This window comes from Sphingobacteriaceae bacterium, assembly GCA_002319075.1.
GTDB lineage: Bacteria > Bacteroidota > Bacteroidia > B-17B0 > Aurantibacillaceae > Aurantibacillus.
In genome coordinates, this window is sequence record NVQB01000001.1 from 5278751 (window position 1) to 5299961 (window position 21211).

The 21211-nt window shown below is 39.0% G+C and carries 15 protein-coding genes; 1 reads left to right on the plus strand and 14 read right to left on the minus strand.

Translation table 11 applies throughout. The features are described 5' to 3' along the window. Window positions 1-128: 128 nt before the first annotated feature. From CNR22_22855 to CNR22_22920, 14 genes are all read right to left on the minus strand, one after another. On the minus strand, window positions 129-4223 hold the full coding sequence (locus tag CNR22_22855) for a hypothetical protein (GenBank protein PBQ34497.1): 4095 nt from the start codon (window positions 4221-4223) through the stop codon (window positions 129-131). A 216-nt stretch (window positions 4224-4439) separates the two neighbouring features. Further along, a complete protein-coding gene (locus CNR22_22860) occupies window positions 4440-5543 on the minus strand; it encodes a hypothetical protein (GenBank protein ID PBQ34498.1) in 1104 nt (367 codons plus the stop codon). Next, window positions 5530-6747, minus strand: a complete 1218-nt coding sequence (locus CNR22_22865) for a glycosyl transferase (GenBank protein PBQ34499.1) — start codon at window positions 6745-6747, stop codon at window positions 5530-5532. Before CNR22_22865 ends, CNR22_22860 begins: the two co-directional genes overlap by 14 nt. A 90-nt stretch (window positions 6748-6837) precedes the next feature. Beyond that, window positions 6838-7965, minus strand: a complete 1128-nt coding sequence (locus tag CNR22_22870; protein PBQ34500.1) for a group 1 glycosyl transferase — start codon at window positions 7963-7965, stop codon at window positions 6838-6840. After that, on the minus strand, window positions 7962-9197 hold the full coding sequence (locus CNR22_22875; protein ID PBQ34501.1) for a hypothetical protein: 1236 nt from the start codon (window positions 9195-9197) through the stop codon (window positions 7962-7964). Before CNR22_22875 ends, CNR22_22870 begins: the two co-directional genes overlap by 4 nt. Before the next feature lies 1 nt (window position 9198). Then, window positions 9199-9888, minus strand: coding sequence for an acetyltransferase (locus tag CNR22_22880; GenBank protein ID PBQ34502.1), 690 nt, complete (start codon window positions 9886-9888; stop codon window positions 9199-9201). A gap of 2 nt (window positions 9889-9890) precedes the next feature. Further along, window positions 9891-12308, minus strand: a complete 2418-nt coding sequence (locus tag CNR22_22885; GenBank protein PBQ34503.1) for a hypothetical protein — start codon at window positions 12306-12308, stop codon at window positions 9891-9893. Window positions 12309-12447: 139 nt separating this feature from the next. Then, window positions 12448-13740, minus strand: coding sequence for an exopolysaccharide transporter (locus CNR22_22890; protein ID PBQ34504.1), 1293 nt, complete (start codon window positions 13738-13740; stop codon window positions 12448-12450). 5 nt (window positions 13741-13745) lie between these two features. Continuing rightward, window positions 13746-14858 carry a hypothetical protein gene (locus tag CNR22_22895; GenBank protein PBQ34505.1) on the minus strand — a complete coding sequence of 371 codons (1113 nt, stop codon included), beginning with the start codon at window positions 14856-14858 and terminating at the stop codon, window positions 13746-13748. Next, window positions 14849-16084 carry a hypothetical protein gene (locus CNR22_22900; protein ID PBQ34506.1) on the minus strand — a complete coding sequence of 412 codons (1236 nt, stop codon included), beginning with the start codon at window positions 16082-16084 and terminating at the stop codon, window positions 14849-14851. Before CNR22_22900 ends, CNR22_22895 begins: the two co-directional genes overlap by 10 nt. Beyond that, window positions 16081-18264: a hypothetical protein gene (locus CNR22_22905; GenBank protein ID PBQ34507.1), complete on the minus strand. Its 2184-nt coding sequence runs from the start codon at window positions 18262-18264 to the stop codon at window positions 16081-16083. Before CNR22_22905 ends, CNR22_22900 begins: the two co-directional genes overlap by 4 nt. A 5-nt stretch (window positions 18265-18269) precedes the next feature. Next, on the minus strand, window positions 18270-19013 hold the full coding sequence (locus CNR22_22910; protein PBQ34508.1) for a hypothetical protein: 744 nt from the start codon (window positions 19011-19013) through the stop codon (window positions 18270-18272). A gap of 1 nt (window position 19014) precedes the next feature. Continuing rightward, window positions 19015-19449 (minus strand): response regulator, encoded by a 435-nt coding sequence (locus CNR22_22915; GenBank protein ID PBQ34509.1) that lies wholly within the window; start codon window positions 19447-19449, stop codon window positions 19015-19017. A 603-nt stretch (window positions 19450-20052) separates the two neighbouring features. After that, window positions 20053-20637, minus strand: coding sequence for a hypothetical protein (locus tag CNR22_22920; protein ID PBQ34510.1), 585 nt, complete (start codon window positions 20635-20637; stop codon window positions 20053-20055). 63 nt (window positions 20638-20700) lie between these two features. On the opposite strand from CNR22_22920, the gene CNR22_22925 reads away from it, so the two are divergent. Beyond that, the gene (locus tag CNR22_22925; GenBank protein PBQ34511.1) at window positions 20701-21135 is read left to right on the plus strand and encodes a hypothetical protein; all 435 of its coding nucleotides are present in this window, start codon (window positions 20701-20703) and stop codon (window positions 21133-21135) included. The last annotated feature ends 76 nt before the right edge of the window (window positions 21136-21211 follow it).

Below are 21211 nucleotides of genomic sequence, written 5' to 3' on the forward strand. Positions count from 1 at the left end.
TGACCGGATATTTTCTTTGCCCTGCTATAAACTCAACTTTTAAGAAACCCTGTTACAAATGGAAACAGTGCTATAACTAAATTGTTTGCCATCACCCATAAACAAGAAGCGTATTATATTTCCAACTATTACTCCGTTCTACTAAATTTTATTGTAAAAACGGTTCCTTTATCAGGAGCACTAACGACGTGAATGGTTCCACCCAGGGCTTCAATCTGAGATTTGATAATAAAAAGTCCCAGTCCTTTACCTTCCTTATGCATGTGGAAACGCTGGTAGAGCTGGAAAATTTTATCCCGCTGAGCTTCCGAATCGAAACCGATGCCATTGTCGGCAAAGCTCAGAATGATCTGTTCGTTTTCGACCCGGGTGCTTACCTCTATTTTTAAAAATCTTTGAAAATCTCTGTATTTTATTGCATTGCTTAACAGATTTGTAAACACACTTTCGAGGTAAGACTTATTAAACTCTACCTGCGAAGCAGCGGTGAAATCGCAGACTACTTGCGAGCCGCTTTCTTTAAGTGAGTTGTCATAGAGCAGTTTTACTTTTTCAAAAACATCTGCAAATTTTATGTTTTCTACTTTAGTGGAGGGGTTATCTTTAATAGTTAAGATTGTTGCCAGATCTCTTATAGTTTCGTCAAAAAGCAAGCTGGACGTTTTAATGCCTTTCAAAATTTTATTTAAATCAGGATCATGCAAATCATAGTTTTCGAGCAAATTTGTAAGCCCTAAAAGATTGGCTACCGGACCGCGTAAATTATGAGAAGTGATATATGCAAACTGACGCAGATCTTTGTTATTCTGGGTTAGCTGATTAATAAATGCTTGTTTTTCTGCCGCACTTCGTATGCTTTCGGAGATGTCTCTTGAAAAACAAGCTGTTCCTATAATTTCATTCTCTTTTTTTATCGGGTAAAACGAAACTTCTGACCAGAAATCTTTTGAGCTTTCACTCCTGGTGATCTCTGTAAATGCTTCTCCCTGGAAAGCCCGCTCATAGTACTTTTTAAAGAAATTCACCGTCTCGTTTCCAAACTCCTCGGTTATCAGCTTCTCGCCTTTTGCAAGCGGGCGTTTTATAGTGGCCTGAATTAACTCATCAAAGGGTTTGTTGGAAGTGATCAATTGAAAAAACCGATCGACACTCCACATTAGATCTTTGGTATTGTTGATTAAAGCATGCAGATTATTTTTATCAAACTCTCTTTGCAACTCAAGTTGCCTTCTTTGTGTTATGTCTCTGAAATTTGTAACAAGTCCTTCAATGGCAGGATCGTATAAATAATTGATCACAGTGCCTTCGCACCAGATCCAACTGCCATTTTTATGTTTTAAACGGAGTGTAAAATCATAATGGGCGCCTGGTTTTTGAAGAATTGAATTTCTTTTCTCTATCAATTGAGGAGCATCTTCGGGATGGAAAAAGGACATAGCACTCTGGCCAATAATTTCTTCGGAGCTAACCCCGAATGTTTGGCTGAGAGAAGGACTAGCGTATGAAATTTTCCCTTCCTTATTTGTCAGGGTAATCATGTCGGAACTTTTTTCAATTAGGCCACGGAATCTTTTTTCGTTTTGCTCAACAAGCAACTCCGTTTGTTCATGCCTCTTTGTTTTCTCGTAATTCTCCAATGCAAACGAAATGTCACTGGCGGCTTCCACCAGAAGGGCAATTTCATCGTCGTCAAAAAAGTCTTTTGAAGATGAATGGAAGGCCAGGAGACCGATCACTTGTCCGAACATTGTGAGCGGCAAGCTGATGCTCGATTGAACACCGTACTGCACAAATATTTCTTTTAAATGCGCTAATGCAGGATCATTTTGCATGTCGTTATTAAAAGTATATTTTCCCGACTTAAGGGCACTGACCCAGGCAATGTTCTTCATAAGAGGATCGTTGAGATCCATTCCTGAAATTTTTCGAATAATTTCAGCTACCGGAGCCTCTGCGTGTATACTCCTTATTTCTAATTTTCCATCGGGGTTAAGTATGCCAGCATAAGCAGATTTAAATTCACCTATTTCCCTGGCGATTTCTACTACGCTCTCTAAAAGTTCATTCTCGCTTTTAATATGCACAATACTTTGATTAATAGAACTCAGGAAAGAATACAACCTGGTTTTCTTCGCCACTTTTTCTAATGCTTTTTTACGGTCGGTAATATCTACCGAAAGCACAAAAATACCTTCCGGGACCGGCTGTATGCTAAGTTCAAAATCCCGTTTTGTTCCATTGGGATACACAAACTCATTCTCCATCTGGATTGTTATACGTTTTTCCATACACCTTTTTAGCGCTGTAAATAAAGGTGACTTGTCGATACCCGGGTAGAGTTCCATCATCTGGTGACCAATCATTTTATCACCCGGATAATTCGAATAATTTGTCAAAGCACTGTTTACATACAGGTAACGCCAATCGTAACCAATGATTTGTGCACCTTCCAGCATATTATCGAGCGTTTCCCGATAGCGTTTCTCGCTATTAATAACTAATTCTTCCGCCAGTTTGTGTTTTTTTTCCTTTTCAAAATTCTCCAGGAAAAAAGAAATTTCGCTTGCAGCTTCCTCAAGAAGTGAAATTTCTTCATCATCAAAAAAATCTTTAACATCGGCATGAAAACCAATTATCCCGATAACGTTGCCAAATAAGCAAAGTGGCAATGAGATACTTGATCGAATGCTTTGGAGCGCAAACTGTTCCTTAAAAGCCTCTAAAGCAGGGTCATTTAACAAGTCGTTATTAACGACGCATTTTCCTGTAGATAGGGCCTGAGCGCTGGGTGAATTCTTTAGCAGAACACTGTTCATACCCAATGTAAAAATCTTCGAAATCTTTTTGGCAACTTCCTGTTCAGCTTTTAAACTCTTAAACTCCAGCCTCTCACCATCTACCAATACAGCGATGAATGCCGATTTAAATTTTCCAATTTCCTGCGCAATGTTGCACACGCGATCGAAAAGTTTTTGTTCCTCTTTCTCGTGTACTATACTTTGATTGATAGCACTCAAAAAACTAAGTAACCTTGTCTTTCTTTTTAATTTTTCCTTCGCTTGCACACGATCGGTGATATCTCTTTCAAGCGATAAGGTTCCAATAACTTTTTCGTTTTCTATTAAGGCTGATACACGGGCTTCGATCCAGATCTCCGTACCATCTTTACGCCTGCCCTTGTACGTGAATTCATTTTCTACAGTTTGACCACTGAGGCGTTTGTTATGCCTTTCCCATATTTCGGCATAAGATTCTTCAGCGGTATAATCTTTCAGATTTAGTTTATCAAACTCCTGGGCGCTGAAGCCAAACATTTTAGTGAATTCTTCATTGGCAAATATCAATTTACCCTCCTGATCTTCAATGAGCAGAGATTCGTGCATGGTTTCTAAAACCGTCTTATACTTTAACTCCGTTTCTTTTATTTTTTCTTCGGCAGCTTTACGCTTGGTAATGTCTACAGATAAAATAAAAATGCCTTCGGGTACTGGCTGAATACTTAATTCAAAATAAGATCTGGTTCCATCTGGCACTACAAATTCTGTTTTGAGTCGTTCAGGTGTGCGCTCTACCATACAGCGCTCAAGTACCTTAAACAGGTCTAGTTTTTCGATACCAGGATATTCTTCGAACAGTGTTTTTCCAATCAGTTCTTCGCGTGAAGAGTTCCTTCGTTTTACTACCGTATCGTTCACATAGGTGTAAATCCAGTTAAAATCAATAATGTGCACGCCTTCCAGCATGTTGTCGAGCGTTTTTCTATATTTAATTTCACTGGCTTCTAAGACTTCTGTTTTTTGTCTTATTTCTTTTTCAAGAAGTTCGTTTTGTTTTTGAATATAGTGCTCTTTTATTTTCTTGTCGGTAAGATCTCTGGTAATTTTTAGAAAGCCAGTCACATTTCTCTTGTCATCGTGTGACGCTGTAATAAGGATACTTCCCCAAAACATTGAGCCGTCTTTTTTGACGCGCCATCCTTCGTCACTTGCTTTGCCCTCACTTTTTGCACGTTCCAGGAGTTTTTCCGGGAGCCTATTGGCGCGATCTTCATCGCAATAAAACAGTTTAAAACTTTTACCAATAATTTCTTCTGCCGAATATCCCTTTAGCTTTTGCGCCCCGAGATTCCATTCTTTAACCGTTCCATTTTTATCAAGTAAAAGAATCGCATAGTCCTCCAGTTCGAGTAGTAATTTACGATAGTCTTCTGATTGGGTTGCCATACTTTTGCGTTAATAGGTTAATGCTTTGGGAAAGGAGAGAAAAGGAAGCTTTTTAAGACATCCCTATTAACTAAAGTTACACTATTTTATTTCTTATTAAAGGAAAAGAAGGAAAAAAAATACACTTTTTACGCTAAGTAGATGGTACTTTGGCTCTTAAAACATAACTAAAAATTTCCATTTTTTGGAAAAGATTAAAAACAATCACACGATTTTCTAATCTTTCTCAAGCCTTGTGAGCTTTGACTTCCAGTCGGTAAGACTTTTGTTCATAGTTAGGAGCTTGGTTATAAAATAAAACGTGAAGAGGATGAAAATAAAAATAAGTGTTTCAGAAAAAAACACAGCTAAAATTGCAGCTCCTGTAACAAGAAAAACAATAAATAAGTTAATGAGCAAGGTGATTTTTTTATGTGTGAGGCCCAAGAGCAATACCAGGTGATGGAGGTGACTTTTATCCGCGGCAAAGGGCGAATTTCCTTTTCGCATCCTGCCCAGATAAACACGTAAGGAATCGAGGACTGGTACGCAAAAAAAACCTGCAACTAAAAACAGCACGAGGGTGGGGTTTACAACAGAGGAAGACTGGCTAAACTCCAGTATCTGAATTCCTGAAACAGTCATGATAAATCCTAACATAAGCGAGCCGGCATCTCCCATAAATATTTTATCTGCATTTAAGTTAGCTTTTAAAAACGCTACCAAGGCTCCGATAAAAGCAACAAAAACAGTGGCTTTCCCTATATCTCCGTATAAAAAAGACAGCACCGCCAGAATAGAAAAGCCCAGGATGGATAAACCTGCTGCCAAACCATCCACCCCATCCATCAAATTAAAGGCATTTACTGTTCCCACAATAACAACGATGGTTAGAAGATATTGCCATTGCAGAGAAATTTCGTGAATGCCTAAAATTCCATAAAGGGAGGTGATACGTGTACCTGAGCTAACAATGGCAAAAGCGCAGGCCATTTGTATTGCCAGTTTATATTTTGCCTTCATATCAAACTTGTCGTCTAACACACCAATTACGAGCAATAAAAAAGCAGCACCAATCATAACTCTTTGTAAAATTAGTTGTTGCATAAAAAGAGGACTCAGCAGAAGGCTCAGGAAAACGGAAAAAGCGATAGAGATGCCTCCTATAAGAGGTACAGCACTTGCGTGCACTTTTCGTTTGCCCGGATTATCAAGGAGATTGACGCGCAGCGCTATCTTTTTGAGTGCAGGTATGGCAAAGTGTGTCAAGATAAAACTTACCAGGCCAACGATTCCTATTTCTATAAAATGTATCATACTAAGTGTATTAAGGTTTTTCAAAAAAAAGATGTTGGTGTTTTAAATGACCAAGGTTATGCTTTAACAGATCTTTGTCCTGCATGTTGCTTAGGGTTGCATGCACAGAGATCTTTTTGCCAGACGTTAAAGCTTCGGTAATCAGGAGATCGTATTTTTGGGCTATTAATTTCCAGTTATAACGGCGTGTAGCTATTTCTTTCATAACGTTGGCGTAATGTTTATAACGGTCTAAGGAAGTAGCAAGAATAATTTCGCGAAGATCAGAGGAGTTAGAAAAATACATAGCCTTATTTTCGGTAGTTGTTTTATTGTAGGATACATGAAAGGCAATTACCGGTAAACCCAGGTACATGGCTTCCACAAGAGAAGGATTGGTACCGCCTGCCGAATGTCCGTGAATATAAACGGTGGCATTCGCACGGAGCATATCGATGACCCGCTGATTGTATATGGGATCAAGTAAAATAATATTGGCGTAATTTTTATAGCGCTCTCTTAACTCTCTTCCGTAGTTGCTGGTGTTCCAGTTGCCAATAATAACCAAGGTTCTGTTTTTTATTTCTGTAAAAGCTTCCAGTACCATGTGTACATTGTTTTCCGGCTCAATGCGGCAAACTTTTACTGCATACAAAAGTTTTATAAAGGGATAGTCTTCGTAGTCTTGTTCTGTATTTTCGACAACTGCCGTGTGGTCAGCGCCATACTCAATGATGCGGCTTAAACTGCCATAGCGCAGTGCCGTGTAGTCTTGAATGGACTCATTATCGGAAATGTCGATATGAGAAAACTTAACAGCAATTTTTTCAGCCCACCACAGATAAAGTTTTGCCGGTAAGCTCCATTTTTCTCTTTTCCATTCTATCCCGTCGATAGATATGATAATTTTTTTACGGGTGAAAAGTCTTACAAACGGGAGGATCCATGCACCTGCCACTCCTAAAACCAGGAGTACATCGGCATAAAATAAAGCATGTACAATAGAAATGGTATCGTAAAAAATACTTTGAATGCCGTTGGCATCAAAAGGTAAAAATTTAAGCTTTGCAGAAAGATATTTTTTTTGTCGCTCTCCTACTGCATATTTTTTCTTGGTACAATATACAGTAAAGTCATACTTTTCACCGAGATTGCGTACAAGATGATCTGCCAGCGTTTCAAAACCGCCGTATTTTGCAGGGAGTCCAACGGTGCCTATAATTGCTACTTTTTTATTTGAACGCGTCATGATAGAGTTTTTTACGAATGATAGATAAGGGTAGCCCAATACCGTGCCAGGGCTTAAATGCCTGGTAATAAAGGCTTATAGAACTAGTAGCTAAATTTTTATTCCAAAAACAGGAATTTTTTCCGATTTTAAGACCTTTACTTTCTCTTCTGCCAGAAGACTCATACTCGCCTCAGAAAAATTCTGTTCATTAAACTTAGTTATCTGTATTAAGGCTTGTGTGCGCATTTTTGAGTAGAGTGACTGATCTTCCAGAAGTCGTTTGAGTTTAGCACACAAGTCATTGAGATCATTTGAATTCACTTTAAAACCATTCTCACCTTCAGAGACAAGTTCTGTAATACCTCCCACCGTTGGAACAATGGCTGGCAAACCGTAAGCCATCCCTTCTATGATGGTAAGTCCGAACGTTTCTATCCAGCCCTGTGGCTTTGATAAATTAAGGATCACGTTTGCCCAGCGGTAAAAGGGATGAGTATCAGCATGCGTTGGATAGATCTCGAGATTGCGTGGAAGTACTGTATTTAAAAAGAAATTATCGATTTCCTGCTGAGCAGCATTTACTACTAACCTGAAATTGCAATCAGAGAGGTGTTGAGCCAGGCGTACAAATTCAAAGACTCCTTTGTATTCTTTTAGCGAGCAGATCATAAGCACATTTTTATTCAGCTCTTTCGGTTGGTTTCTTCGGTTGGCAATTTCCAGAAAGTCGTCCTCAATGGCGTTGTAGATAACCCTTGATTTTACAGTATCAAGCTGAAGATCTTTTTTAAGATAATGCGAAACAAACACAAGTTCGCTGGCGGTCCATTTTACGATCGCAAATAAAAACCGTTTAAAAATAGCCGGCTTCATAGATGTTTCATGGATGTGATAAATAACCCTGCACCCTTTTATTTTTCCTAATACTGCTGCGCCAAAAGGAAGCACTGTATTAACGTAAATGATGTCTTCTTTTTTTACGACAAAAAGTAATTTTAAAAGCAGCAGCAGCTGGCTTAGCATTAAATTAAATAGACGGATTAAAGGATTAGGTGCGAGCTTGTACCAAAAAAAGGAGTAGTTAGCGCCTTTAATATCGCTAAGAAATCCTTTGCGGCCTCCGGAGGTAACAATGGTTACTTGCTTATTATTTTTGATCCAGATGTTTACGAGTTGCTTCAGAACTTTTGGACTGCCGCTATAATCGTTTAAGAGGTGAAAGGCGTATATTTTCATGCTACCAAGTTTTTATAAACGTTATATAATTGTTGACCACGGACGTTCCAATCAAAATGCGTTTCAAAATGCTGACGTGCGCAAATACTCATTCTCAAAAGATTTTGTTTGTTGTTAAAAAGACCCGCTATAGCTTTTGCAAGGTGCGTTACCGTTTGCGCATAGCCATCTTCTTTAATGGCGAAGCCACACTCGTGATCAATGAATTCACCGGGACCACAATTATCCAGGCATATTACCGGTAGTCCCACTGAAAGTGCTTCTGCAACTACCATTCCCGCCCCTTCGTGCGAAGGAAACAAAAAGGCCGACGACGATTTAAATAACTCAAGAAGGTTGTCACGCTCTATCCACTCGATAAACTGCACTTGCTTTTCGATTTTATTTTCGATGACTAAATTTTCATAGAAAGGTAATTCAGGACCGCTGCCTACAATAATGAGCTTACATTTCTCTTTGTTTTCTTCATCAACCGATGCAATGAACTTTGAAAATGCAAGAATCGAGAGGTCAAATCCTTTCAGGGGCACCAATCTTCCGGCAGTAATAAGTGTAAATTTATCCGGTGCAAAATCTATAGAGAAGCCTACGTCCTGTGTTGCTACAGAAGGAATAACGCTGTACTTTTTACCTTTCAGATTTAAGTGTTCAGGCACCGATTTATTCATACACAAAATGTGATCTGCTTTATGAATGGTGGTATTAAGCGCGGGAGAAAATTTCCAGAATAGTTTTTTTACCAGCCAGGTTAGACGGTCTTTTACCCAGTAACTTTTTTTATATGAAGCAAGGTATTGTTTAGGAATTAAGGGATGGTGGCCCACAGGTCCCCACACGAATGGCTTGTCAAGCTTCCAGAGGTAGCTTGGAGTCCAGTCGTTATGAAAATTAAGATTATGAACAATGTCGAACTGTAAATTCTGCGCTTTTACAAACCCCGGTAAACCCTTTTGCCACAGGGTATAATAGAGCATAGCACCCCGGCTGCCTTTCTTCCAAAAGCGCATCCAGTAAGGCAGATCGAAATAAATAAAACGCATATTGCTGTATAACTCATCCGGATGCTCAGCCATATATTTCTCAATCGCGGGCCGATTATTCTCGCGTGTTACCGCAATTACTTTGCTAAACCTGGCTATCTGGTAGACGAAATTCCAGCCCATGCCATCTTCCGAACCTTTGTAAGGATTTACTGCATAAGCGCTGGCCAGTATGGTTCTCATTTTTATCATCTTAATTTCTTGTTTTAATTAATTTTGCAGGTAATCCACCAATAACACTGTTAGCGGGAAATGATTTTGTAACTACCGCGCCGGCGGCTATGATGCAGCCATCGCCGATCTCAACACCGTCGAGTACGGTTACTTTACTTCCGATCCAGCAATTCTTTCCTATTTTTATTCCTTTGCGCGTTACATCCTGGAAGCGGATAGAAACGTTAAGGTCACTAGCAACGTGGTTTTCAGGATGACAGCTTAAATACTGGCCGATGATGCATTCGTCACCGATCTCCAGGCCACCTCCCCCACCCAGGTAGGCGAATTCACCAATGGAAACGTAATTGCCAATGTGGATCGAACTTCCCAGTTTATAGAGAGAGGTAGAAACAATTATTCTGCTGAATGCGCCAATTCCAGAACCATTGCCAATAGTTAATTCTCCTTTTCCAAGAGCGCTTATATAAACATGCGAGCCAAACTTTACAAATTTTCCCCAGGTTATTTTTGGAAGATTAAAGAATCGCACACCGGGCTCGCGCAACATCCCTTTTGGATTTTTTAAAGCTAATAGTACACGCAAGCCACGCAGGAGATTAAATACCTGTAACCAGATAAACTGCAGGAGGGCAAAATTATTTAAGCCTGTATCGAAACTAAAGTTAGGATTGCGCAGTCTTATTATTTTCTGAAGCAGGGTTTTCATGATCAAGCTGCTTTTGTTGTGAGATCGTTAAAAATTGTGTCGAGGGTGGTGTTTAGCTCAATATTCTCAATGCTTGCATAATGCCCCTTTACGTTTTCATCTTTAAGAGATTGAAAAAGTTTAATGTACCTGGAATTAAGCTCCTCTATTGTTTTTGTATCCAGTTCTTTTTTACGGGCAAGAATCACTTCTGGTTTTGCGTAAAGAAAAAAGTTGAACTTAGGTCGCATCAGGAAACGAAATCCTCCGCGAATAAACGAAGTGGGAAGGATGATGTTACTGCGTTTACTGTCGTTTATAAAATCGTAATAGTAGCGATCGTACAATACAACGTAGCCGCGGCTCACGTATTTAAAATACACTACAAACTGACCGAATAGATAGTCTGTGTAATAGTAGCTGAAACGTAATAATGATGAAAGAGCGCTTTTGTTACTTCCCTGGCGTGGCAGTCTGTTACCTGCTTCTTTTTCAGCAATAACTTTTCCTTTTGTTAGCGCGCTCAAGATGGGCAATACAGAGGGGCGGTGACGAATGACTACCACTCTTTTGCGGAGCTGTTTTTCAATTCTGTGTTTTACTTTTTCGATAACGGTAGATTTGCCCGCACCGTCTACGCCACTAAATGTAATGATCATGCCATTGAAGCGGAAGAAGCTGCGCATTGTATCTAACATATAGTTAAGGCGATTTTTTAAAGCACTGAAACCTTTGTTCACTTTATTTGATTTTAAAACAAGTCTTATGTAAGCAGCTTTATTTCCATGGTCGTCAATAAAAAAAGGAAGCAGTGCCTGGTCAATTTTCTGACCGGATTTTTCAAGCAAGTCAGCATATACTTTATATTTTTCAGGAATATTGCATTCGTTAAGTGCGTAAAATAAACCAATGTAGCGCACGTTATCGAGTGTTTCAAGACAACGAATGCCAAAGGCGTTTACACTGGCATTTGCCAATAGCGTTTTTGCATCGAGCATTACCAGGTCTTTTCTTTTTATATTCCAGATCAAGTCAAGGCTTAGCATACTCCCGTCTTTGCAGATCAGCTGGTGATTAGCCATAAACGAGCTCTTTGTTGTTTTTAGTTTGCTCACCAGTGGATGGTTTAAAAGATATTTTTTTAACGTTTTGTTTAAAGATTCATCTACACATAGATCCACATCAGAATATTTGTTGATGTTTTCAGGGAGAACATTCGGAAATTTTATCGCTGCGTAATTTTTCGCATTCAGGAAATCGAAAAGATCCAACAGAAGTACTTCTCTTTGTGTCTCCCAATTCAAAGCAAACTCGCTTAAGGCATCGTTCCAGGTGCTTAGTAACCAATTTACCTGTGTGTGCCAATTTTTTTGCTGTGAATAGATCTGCAGATAATTTACGCAATTAAAAACGAGATAAAGTTGCAGGTACTCTTCTTTTGTGCCCTTGTCAAACTTAGAGAGCTTTGAAAAAGTGTTAGCATCAATTTTCAGATCTATTTCATTTTTTATCTCCGACCAGCTTTTACGGTCTACGAGAATACCTTGTTGTATAATAAAATGAAACGCATCAAAGCCAAGTGGTCTCATAGGACTACTCAATTCCCAATCATAGATATGAAGTTTGTTATCGCACTCAAACATATTCCAGGGAGTAAAATCGCCATGACTTAAAGAGATTTCAGTTTCCGAAGTTTCATTGGTATGCCACATCATTTTTTCCAGTTTTCTAATCATCCCTTTTGGAATGCGCGGATCATTAAGCTCTTTCAAATAATTAAGATCCTTTTTTAGTTTCGTCCAGCTACTTAGTTCATGAAGTGGTGTAAGAAAAGAGGATATTTCATTTAACTCCATCAATGCTGAAATATGCAGGGGAGTAAAATGTTTTATTCTTACCCCGTCTTCAGAAATATCCGACAGCTCAAGAGTAGCTTCCGTTACCTTGATGGTGTCGGGGAAACAAAAATTGCGGATGTTAGAAGCGAACAGTCTGTCGAGCGCCTGTACTTCGTTTTGTATTAAGCGGGCAGCAGTTTCGGTAGTCGCAATTTTTTTGAAAGTGCCAAGGCCGTTAATCTCATTGTATAGAACCGCTTTGTTATTAATGCCGGTAGTGCCTGTAAAAAGTGCCCAGTTTTTAAAACGCATAGCCAGCTGTGACTCCGCGCTGTGCTCTTCCACGAATAAAGATCTGCTTTTAAAAACTAACTTATGCAGGCGGCATAAAAAGATCATTTTCACCAACAAATAAAATAAACCCGACTTGAGGCTCCCCAGGTTATAAAACTTCAGGAACAAAGGAGTTTTTAGTTCAGCTGGCCATACCCAGCGGATAGAGCCGTCGGGGTTAAGTATGCTTAACAATTTTATTTCCTTTGAATGTATGGCAGATTTTGTTTCCGAAACACTGTACCCTAATTTTTCGAAGATAGCTTTCATGAGTTGTTGATTTGATACTTATACCTTCCAAGTAGCTTGCCATAAGTTCAAAGTGCTAATATTAAACCAATTACATGCTGAAAGAAGTGTTTATCATTCCAATATTTGGAAAACTAAAACGTTTGTTGGAATTAAACGATTAAAAAGAAAGCTCTGGTCTTTTTCTTTTCAGGTAAAACTTCTGGCTTAATGTGAGGTGTGCAGAGTCTTTGAAGGAGACAGAAAAAATAAGGAGCTGGTAAAACAGAATGCCGTAGTTAGACTCGCCGAAAATACCAAATTCGGTAAATGAATTGATAACAATGGGAATAAGAATTCCGAAGACCATTAATTTTTTTTCTTTCTCAGCCGAAAGAAATCCGCGTATAGTAAAAATGATCTGGAAAATAACAATCGTAAGGCCAATAAAACCCAAACTCATCAACACCTGCATAAAAGTATTGTGTGTCATTTTACCTGGATATGTGTGAGTGCTTTGAAAATATTCTTTATAATCAATGCGCATAAAACCAAAGCCAAGCAGCGGCTCTCTTGGTAAGCCTTCATTGATGAGCGCAGTCCAAAAAGGTAAGCGACCGGTCATGCTCATCACCTCTTCCATTTTTTTGCTATCACCCCCTTTTAAAAAAACCTGGTTTACAGCTGCAGGAATGATCAGTAATACGCCCCCAATAATAGCGGCTTTGAGCTTTTTATTTTTCGATTGATTGATGTGAAAAAAAATAATCAACAAGCCACCGATTAATGAACTCCTTGAGCCCGTCATGTACAGCGCATAAAAGATAACCAGCAGTTTGAACAAGGTCCACACTTTATTGTGATTTCTGTAGAGGTCAAAAATGAGACAAGCAACACCGGTACCTGCCAGCATTCCCAGTTCGTTGGGATTCATGATGTAGCCGCCCAGGCGCGATTCTTTTCCTCCGTCTGTTAACCGAAAAAAAGTATCAGGATCAACCCACATGCCGATTACAAAAACGCTAATGAGAATAAAAACAGTATTTCCCAGCTGGTGATACATTCTGATTTTATGACCCGGAAAATATACATCCAGCAACATTAAACTCTTTACAAAGAAAAAGGCAAAGACCAGACTTTGAGTAGTCATTAACCACTGCAGGGCGCTGAAGCCTGGATTGGTACTCCAGGTAAAGGACGCAAGACCAAGCAGTAAATACCCCAGGTATAGAACCGGGGCAAATACATTTATGTACTTTAACGAATCGGCGGCTCCATAGCGGATAATTTTTTTATACGCCACAATCGAAGAGATCATTACCCCCATTCGTCCTACTACTTTTATTCCCCTTGTAATAATCACATTTTCGCTCCAGGTAAAAAAGCAAGCCACCATTAATAATAAGATCACAAAAAGAAAACGATCCATCTTCTTCAGGAACTCAGCATGCTCTTTATTTGAATCTGTCGTCATCACTTTTATGCGGCGTAAAGCGTTCCGAAATCCCTGAGGATTTTTTTCCAGTTAAATTCGCTGCTTACCATTTTTTGTGCATTATCCGAATATGCTTCAAGTTTATTTTCCTGCCAGAGAGCGTAAAAGGTTTGGAGTGCGCTGCATATTGAAGGAGCATCATTGTTCGGCAATACTATTCCCGATCTATAACGCGTTACTTGTTCTGCCACATTTGTTGCTTTGCTTATCATACAAGGAATGCCAAGGCTCGAGGCTTCCAGTACTGATGAAGGTAATCCTTCGTTCCTTGATGGATGCGCAAACAAATGCATTTTGCTAATCAACAGATCTTTCTCTTTTCCAAAAACGCCTCCAAATAAAATCACTTTATCACGTAAATTTTTACGCCTTACTTCCAGCTCAAACTTTTTCCTGTCTGTACCGTCACCAATGATCCACAGTTTGCTATGACTATGGGTTTTATTAAATGTCTCAAATGCATTGAGTAAAAGATCGAGCCCTTTAGTATACACATCTAACCTGCCAACAAAGCCAACAATAAATTCTGAGCCTTTTTTATATTCATGTTCTTCTCTAACGGTGTGTACTTCGTATCCGTAAGGAAGCAGGCAGGTTTTGCCGGACTGGTAAATTTTACCAAGTCCCTCCACTTCGCTTTGTCCAATGCAATGAATTTTTGAAGCCCTTTTAAGCATAGGCTTTTCGAATAAACTAAAATAAAGGCGTTTTGTGAAAAAGCTTCGGTTCATGGCTATGGTGTTATAAGCCCCATGTGGCGTGAATACAAAGGTTAACTTGTTTTTTGCAAACAGTTTCGAAAGTGAGGAGAAGGCAGGAATCCATCCTCCATGTACATGAAAGATCGTATCCTTACCCTTTGCTTCAATAGCTTTAACCAGGCGTGCATCCACTTTAAAAGGATTGCGGTGCGATTTGTAGAGACGCGTGATAAAATTACGTTCGTCGTAATTTACTGTTGTTTCTTTGGTAATACCCCAAACACTCACGTTGATACCCGCATTGAACTGGTAAGTTGCCAACTGATAAACCACTTTGTTTACCCCGTTCATGCGGTTGGGATTAGCTTTTCCTAAAACGACGTGTATTATTTCCATAAGTAAAATTTGTTTTTGTTGAGTTGATACTGCCAGTATAACAGCATTAACAGCTGGTTAAGAATAAGCCCGGCAAGTACACCACCTAAGTGCCAGCGCTGAATTAAGAAATTATAGGTAGCAAAACTGAAGAGGAAGGATAAAAGATAGCCTATAAAGAAACTACGATTAAGTATAAGCATGCGCACACTCATGCGAATGGGGTAACCAATAAAGATGATAAAATATAAAAACGACATGCCCTGCACGAGATACCCATACTCAGCATATTTAGAGCCTCCTGCCAAACTTATAAAAGAGGTCGAAAAAATACAAAGCAGCAAAAGAACCGCACCAAAAGCGAAAGCACCTTTAACCGTTACGGAACGAAGATAGACTTTAGAGTCTGACACAGAATGTGTATACAACCGCGTAGCCTGTGGCAATACATAATTTTCGAAAGTTTGAAGCATAACGTTAAGCACACCGAACAGTGACTGCACAAGACGCAATGCTCCCAGCGCCTCGATGCCAATAAGTACACCAGACATAAGAACAAACAAGTTACCAGAGCCCCATTGCAGCACTGCTACAAGAAATAACCAACTTCCCTGCGTTACATGCATCTTTATATGTTGTCGCCAGTTTTTAAAGTTGAAGAAGCTGAACTCCGCATAAAGAAGTGAAAAAAAGATCGCGGGTAAATAAGCAAGACCAGTATAAAGCAAAACGCCTGAAAGTTCTGTCAGTTCAGAGTAATAAAGAACTCCAATGGCGCAAAACTGCGATAAAGCCAAGAGTGAGTCAACCAGAAAAGCTTTTTTCGTTTTGGCTTGAGCAAGAAATGATTTCCGGAAAAAATCATGAAGTATAAATCCTGCCGAGAGTAAACTCACATAAAGAATAAAAGGCCGAAGTTCTGAAAAGAAACTTATGTTACTGAATAAGCAAAGGCAAGCAACAGATAAAAAGGTAAGCAGGAGCTGAAATGCCAGGCAAAATGACGTATAGGACCTGTTGTTTTCTGCGGAAGAAACATTCACCTGGAAGGGCTGGATGATCAAAGCATTTGTAATACTGATGATCAGAAAGTTTACCAATATAACTGTTGAGTAAATGCCAAAATCACGCGCGCTAAGTAAACGGGCAAAAAACAAAGTCGACAGGAAGCTTGTAGCGCTGTAAATACCCTGATCGCCAAGAACCAGGAATCTATTAGAGTTTATTATGCGCTTTAAACTTTTCATTTTTTAAGAAGAGAGAGTTTACTTACAAGTGATTTTACACAGGCAACACTTTGTTTAATAACACCCGGGTTGTATCCTGCACGGTTTAACACAAACCAAACATCAGGAAGTTGATATTCTTCTTTAAGAAGATCCATCTTTGTGATCTGTTTGGAAGAAGTTCTCCGCGAGTCCAGTACAACAAGGTTGCTCGAAGACACGCTCATCAATAACAGTCCTATTTTTTCATCCGCAAGAGATTGATTATTTACAACAACAACATCGCATTCTGCAAGAAATGAATCTAAGCAGGCTTTCATTTTTATTTTTGAATACCTTGTGAACTCCGGCGGTGTAAGGTCTACGTAAAGCAGATTCTCCATAGCAGGTTTAACATGCAGGTTATTTAAATTGCCGGCCGCGTCTGCCAGTACTACTTTTCTACCTTGTAAGACCAATGCTTCGGCCAGATGCAAAGCATGAAAATGCGCACCTTCTTTTAAGGAGGCGGAGGAAAAGGTCACAGTAGTTTGATTCTGAATAATTTTCTTTAATTCTAACTGAATGCTCTCTTTCAAAAAATGATTTTCCGTCGCCTGGTTTCCAGTAAGAAACGGCGTGCAGATAGCGACAGGTGTTGCAGAACTGGTTTGAATGGTGTAAACATCGTTAACTTTTGCTTTTGCAAAATGAACACTGTAAATAATGACTACTGATCCTAACAGAGCTAGCAGCGCTGATACAATGACAATGATGGAACGGTTAGGCGAAACCGGCGCGTTAGAAATTTCACCGAATGAAATAATTTTGTGAAAGGCGATCTTGGCCGATTGAGCTATTTCCGCTTCAATTTTCTTTTCATTTAAAAAATTATAGGAGCCCTGAAGTAAGTCAAAATCACGGTTCAGAATCATGAGCATTTTCTCTTTTTCAGGAACATCTACAAATACTTCTTCGGCTGCCTTAATATCGGCGTTAAGTTGTTCGTATTTTACTTCCAGGTTCTTGCGGGTGTTGTTAATACTTTCAATCAAATAACTTGTAAGGTCTTTTATCTTTTCGTCTATTACCTTCACGCGCTCGTCGTTGCCAGTATATACAAGCAGAAGGTCTTTTTTATCTGCCTGTAATTTTTTAATATTCTTCACCATTTCAGTGGAGAGCAGATCGTTGAAGGCTTCAAAGTTGGGAGCTAGTTCCAAAAAATTCCCTTGTCCTGAACGGATGTAGTTGTTCAGATCTTCAATGGCAAGAAGGCTCATCTTCATATTTGTTTGTTGCACTTTTAACTGCGAAAGTTTTCTCAAATCTGTTTCTGTTTCCTGGCGGATGTTGGTGATGCTTTTTTCATTCCTGTAATCTTCTATTTTATTTTCTGACTCTGCGAGTTTATCACCGGCGTCTTTAATTTGTTTGTCAAGAAATAACACCGTAGTATTGGCTGCCTTGTATTTGTTTTCAATGTAATCGTAGATATAGGTTTCGGCGAGCTTGTTCACAAAGAGAGCAGCTTTTTCAGGGACATTGCTCTTAATGTTGATGCGGATTACAGGTACATCCTTGTCTACGGGAACAATGTCAAGCGTCTTGTTTATTTTGGCAAGCAATTTTTGCTGACTTAAAAATTCAAATTCATAAGTATCTGCCAGTTTTGCATCTGCTTTATTCTTTAAGAATTCTTTGTTTAGTGAAACAAAAAAAGTACCATAGGGAAAAGCCAGTGGCTTGTCAAACATGCCGGTTAAGGGCAGCAAAGAACCCGGTAAAAGCAGTTCATACATTTTGGGAGAAATAACTTTTAGCTTATAGCGTTTGTCTTTTGCTTTTTCAGAAGTGAAAGTACCTTCAACCAGGATGGGCGAATTGCCAAATAGCTCAACCGATTGCACATCGCCAACGCGGTAGATCTCGAAATTAAAATTCAACCCCTCTAAGGTTTTCTCCAGGAGTGCAGTTGATTTTAAAACTTCAATTTCGCCGGCAATTTTATTTGCTGAGGCAAATACGTCGAAATTTTTAAAGAGGTTGCTGTGGGGAACGCCTTCATTGGCATCTGCAAGCTTCAGCTTAGCAGTGCTTTCATACATAGGAGTTACATAGTTAAGGTACTTTTTCGCAAATAGAACCGCTGCAATAACTACCAGAAGTACCAGCGGAAATCCTCTCAGGAACGGTTTTAATATGCGTAAATTCTCTTCCATGTTTTTTAAAATAAGCCAAAAATAATTGCTGCTGCGCTAATCGCTGTTGTAAAAGGAATAATGGTTGCTATGCGTTTATCAAATGTTTTGTATTTTTTGGAAGGCACAATGATGACATCACCGGGTTGTAAAGCAAGATTTTGATTCAGATAGTCTTTGTCGTGAGTCAGGTCAATGTTGGTTACCCAAACATCGGCGCCATGCTGACGTAGTACTTTCACTTTTTTAAGGTTGGCATAAAATTCAAAACCTCCTACACGGGCTACCATGTCTAATAAATTGTTGTGTTCTTTATCAACAGTTATAACACCCGGACTTTTAACTTCACCTAATAAAGTAATTTGTTTGTTCAATACCTTCACATCTACTACAGGATTCAAGATCCACTGAGCCAACATTTTTTTTAAGGTGTCTTTTAGTTCTATTACTGTTTTTCCGAGGACCTGAAATTTGCCAAGTTTTGGGAGTTCAATATTTCCGTTTGCATCCACCAGCAGCCACTTGCCGTACACTTCGTTTGAATTATAAATTCCGTAGGTAGAACCTACACTCACTTCATCTTGTCCCCATACGCTGATGGAGATCTTATCGTCCTCGCGGATGGTGTATTGGTAAACTGCATTGTAGGCAAATACCGAATCTGCAGCATGCTGCCCGGCCTTTACGGTAGCGCGGTTCTGAACAAGCAGGTTTTGGTTTTTACAGGAAACCACTACCAGGATGGTAAGTATGTAAAGAATAGTTTTCATTCTAAAAAATGGAAAGTATTTTTTGAAGAAAAGAAGGATTACTATTTCTAATCTCCTCTTTGATAAGAAAAATGCGGTCTATGACTTTCTGCATTTTAGTAGCTTCGTCATCGCCTTTAATGATGTAATCGAAAGCGCCATATTTTAAAGCTTCTACAGCCGTTTTCATATTTTCCTGCGCCGATACCATCACCACATAAATATTTGGGTCTACGCGTTTTATTTTTTTCAGTACTTCAAAACCGGTGAGCACATCCATGTTGTGATCGATAAAAATAATTTCCGGTTTCTGATGCAGATTATTCAAACAATCTACTCCGTTTGAAAAAATAGAAATATTGCTGAAGCCTAAATTGAGGATGTTTTGCTGGTACATATTAAGGCTAAAAGCATCGTCGTCTACTAAAAATATTTTTATGTCTTGCTGATTTTCCATGGTTATAGTGTTTTGTGTTTGATACAAAGCCAATAGAATGCCGTAATTACAATTAACTGATTGCGTGATGTTTGCGATTTCTATAGGACCCGGACTTTTCCAGAAAATGGAAATTTTTCCAGTATAATAATTGCTGTGCAGAGTGCTTTTGTATTGCTTTTAAACAATCAGGCGAGTTTTGGATGTTAGGGAATATCCATCACACTCTTTATTTTCTATGGAACTACCACCGGCGGGAGTTCATAAAATCAGAAAATAAAAATAAAGCAGTGTCGCAAAAGAAACTCTTTTCCGCCAAAGGAAACATTTTTTTTAAAGACAACTATCTTTGAACGCCTACTTCAACTACCGGCAGAGTCCAATAAACTGCAATGGCAGTTCGACTTCAACATTTTTATTTCGTTGTACTTATTTTACTATGCAGGTCCTGCTGTGAACATCCGATGCCTATATAATGATTCTTATTTTTTTAAAGTACATAGCCTCATAAAATTTATGTCTGTAAGGCTTATCCCAGAGAATTTTTATACGCCTACTTGTTTTAGGCTACGTGATTTTTTTTGAGCTCACTTTCAGGTCTGACGGCAAGAGCCTTCAGTACAATCATCTTGAAACGTAATACACTTTTTCGCGGGAGGCGCATTCTTTTTTAGATTCTTTCAGTTCCTGGCCGCAGCAACTTATGTAATTATAGTCTCTGATAGTTTTGTCGTAATATATTTTGCCCGCGTAAAGCTCGGGTTCCTGAATGTTTTTGACGGCTAACGGTTCTAAGGTAACAATGAAATTAATTTCACACCTGTAATCTTCTTTACTAAAAGTTGAAATAGTAATGGTTTTAGATCTGCACCCGGGTTTTGAGAAAGTGATTGTATAACAGTCGTTATATCCCAGCTTGAATTTCAGGTCAGAACATTTTCCTACCTGGATCATCTCGTAAGAGTTAGAGAGTGTATAATAAGCCGTTGTTGTTTCATTGTCGTTATTCTTTATGTGCCCTTTCACAAGTAATGCCTGGGCGGGTACAGCTAACGATACACCCAGGAGGACAATGAGAATGCTAATTTTTAAGTAGATTGTTTTCATGATATTGTATTTTATATCATTTGATTTACAGTTTGCGTGCCTTTTTATAACTCCTTCATTATCAAATGCAATTACGAATGCGATTTTATTTTCATTCCGCATTCGGGAAATTAGTCCATTTTTGACAGGTAAACTGCTAACACGCTACAAGGCTTTATAAACGGCATGATCAGTCCGCACGACATTAAAGAAGTCGCTTTGCTTTACGAGCCTGGTAAACCTATTAAAGTTCTAAATGAATTTTTGGCCCTGGAAAAAAAAGACGAAGAAATGGCTATGCAGACAAGCTGCAATTTAAAACTCCTGATGCGCGTCAGTCAATGCATTTTAAGTTGTAAAGACAAGGACACACGTTTTATGGTGCACTACTTCCTTGGCCTTCTGCTTGATAAAAATTTTGATAAAAGTTATAGTTATCAGTGGCAGGAACTAAAGAGCGTGTTGTGGTATTGCAGCTTTATGAAAAACACACAAAGCTTTAAAGCATTTAAAACAAAATTAGAGAGTACACACTTTAGAACCTGTATTAGTACCTGCATAAAAACCGATGCCCTGAGCGAAAGCCGGAGGCGGCAGTTGTTTGGAGAAAACGCTGCCTGAAGCAAGCAGGTTTATTGGCTAATACCAGCCGTCGCAGACCATAGCATTCAGATAAACTACAGTGACTTGTGACATT

Bases quoted from the DNA above. Each gene is read 5' to 3' on its own strand.
- CNR22_22910 (PBQ34508.1), bottom strand. From the start codon at position 19,013: ATGAAAACTATTCTTTACATACTTACCATCCTGGTAGTGGTTTCCTGT.
- CNR22_22925 (PBQ34511.1), top strand. From the start codon at position 20,701: ATGATCAGTCCGCACGACATTAAAGAAGTCGCTTTGCTTTACGAGCCT.
- CNR22_22895 (PBQ34505.1), bottom strand. From the start codon at position 14,858: ATGGAAATAATACACGTCGTTTTAGGAAAAGCTAATCCCAACCGCATG.
- CNR22_22870 (PBQ34500.1), bottom strand. From the start codon at position 7,965: ATGAAAATATACGCCTTTCACCTCTTAAACGATTATAGCGGCAGTCCA.
- CNR22_22880 (PBQ34502.1), bottom strand. From the start codon at position 9,888: ATGAAAACCCTGCTTCAGAAAATAATAAGACTGCGCAATCCTAACTTT.
- CNR22_22875 (PBQ34501.1), bottom strand. From the start codon at position 9,197: ATGATAAAAATGAGAACCATACTGGCCAGCGCTTATGCAGTAAATCCT.
- CNR22_22900 (PBQ34506.1), bottom strand. From the start codon at position 16,084: ATGAAAAGTTTAAAGCGCATAATAAACTCTAATAGATTCCTGGTTCTT.
- CNR22_22885 (PBQ34503.1), bottom strand. From the start codon at position 12,308: ATGAAAGCTATCTTCGAAAAATTAGGGTACAGTGTTTCGGAAACAAAA.
- CNR22_22920 (PBQ34510.1), bottom strand. From the start codon at position 20,637: ATGCGGAATGAAAATAAAATCGCATTCGTAATTGCATTTGATAATGAA.
- CNR22_22905 (PBQ34507.1), bottom strand. From the start codon at position 18,264: ATGGAAGAGAATTTACGCATATTAAAACCGTTCCTGAGAGGATTTCCG.
- CNR22_22890 (PBQ34504.1), bottom strand. From the start codon at position 13,740: ATGACGACAGATTCAAATAAAGAGCATGCTGAGTTCCTGAAGAAGATG.
- CNR22_22865 (PBQ34499.1), bottom strand. From the start codon at position 6,747: ATGACGCGTTCAAATAAAAAAGTAGCAATTATAGGCACCGTTGGACTC.
- CNR22_22915 (PBQ34509.1), bottom strand. From the start codon at position 19,449: ATGGAAAATCAGCAAGACATAAAAATATTTTTAGTAGACGACGATGCT.
- CNR22_22855 (PBQ34497.1), bottom strand. From the start codon at position 4,223: ATGGCAACCCAATCAGAAGACTATCGTAAATTACTACTCGAACTGGAG.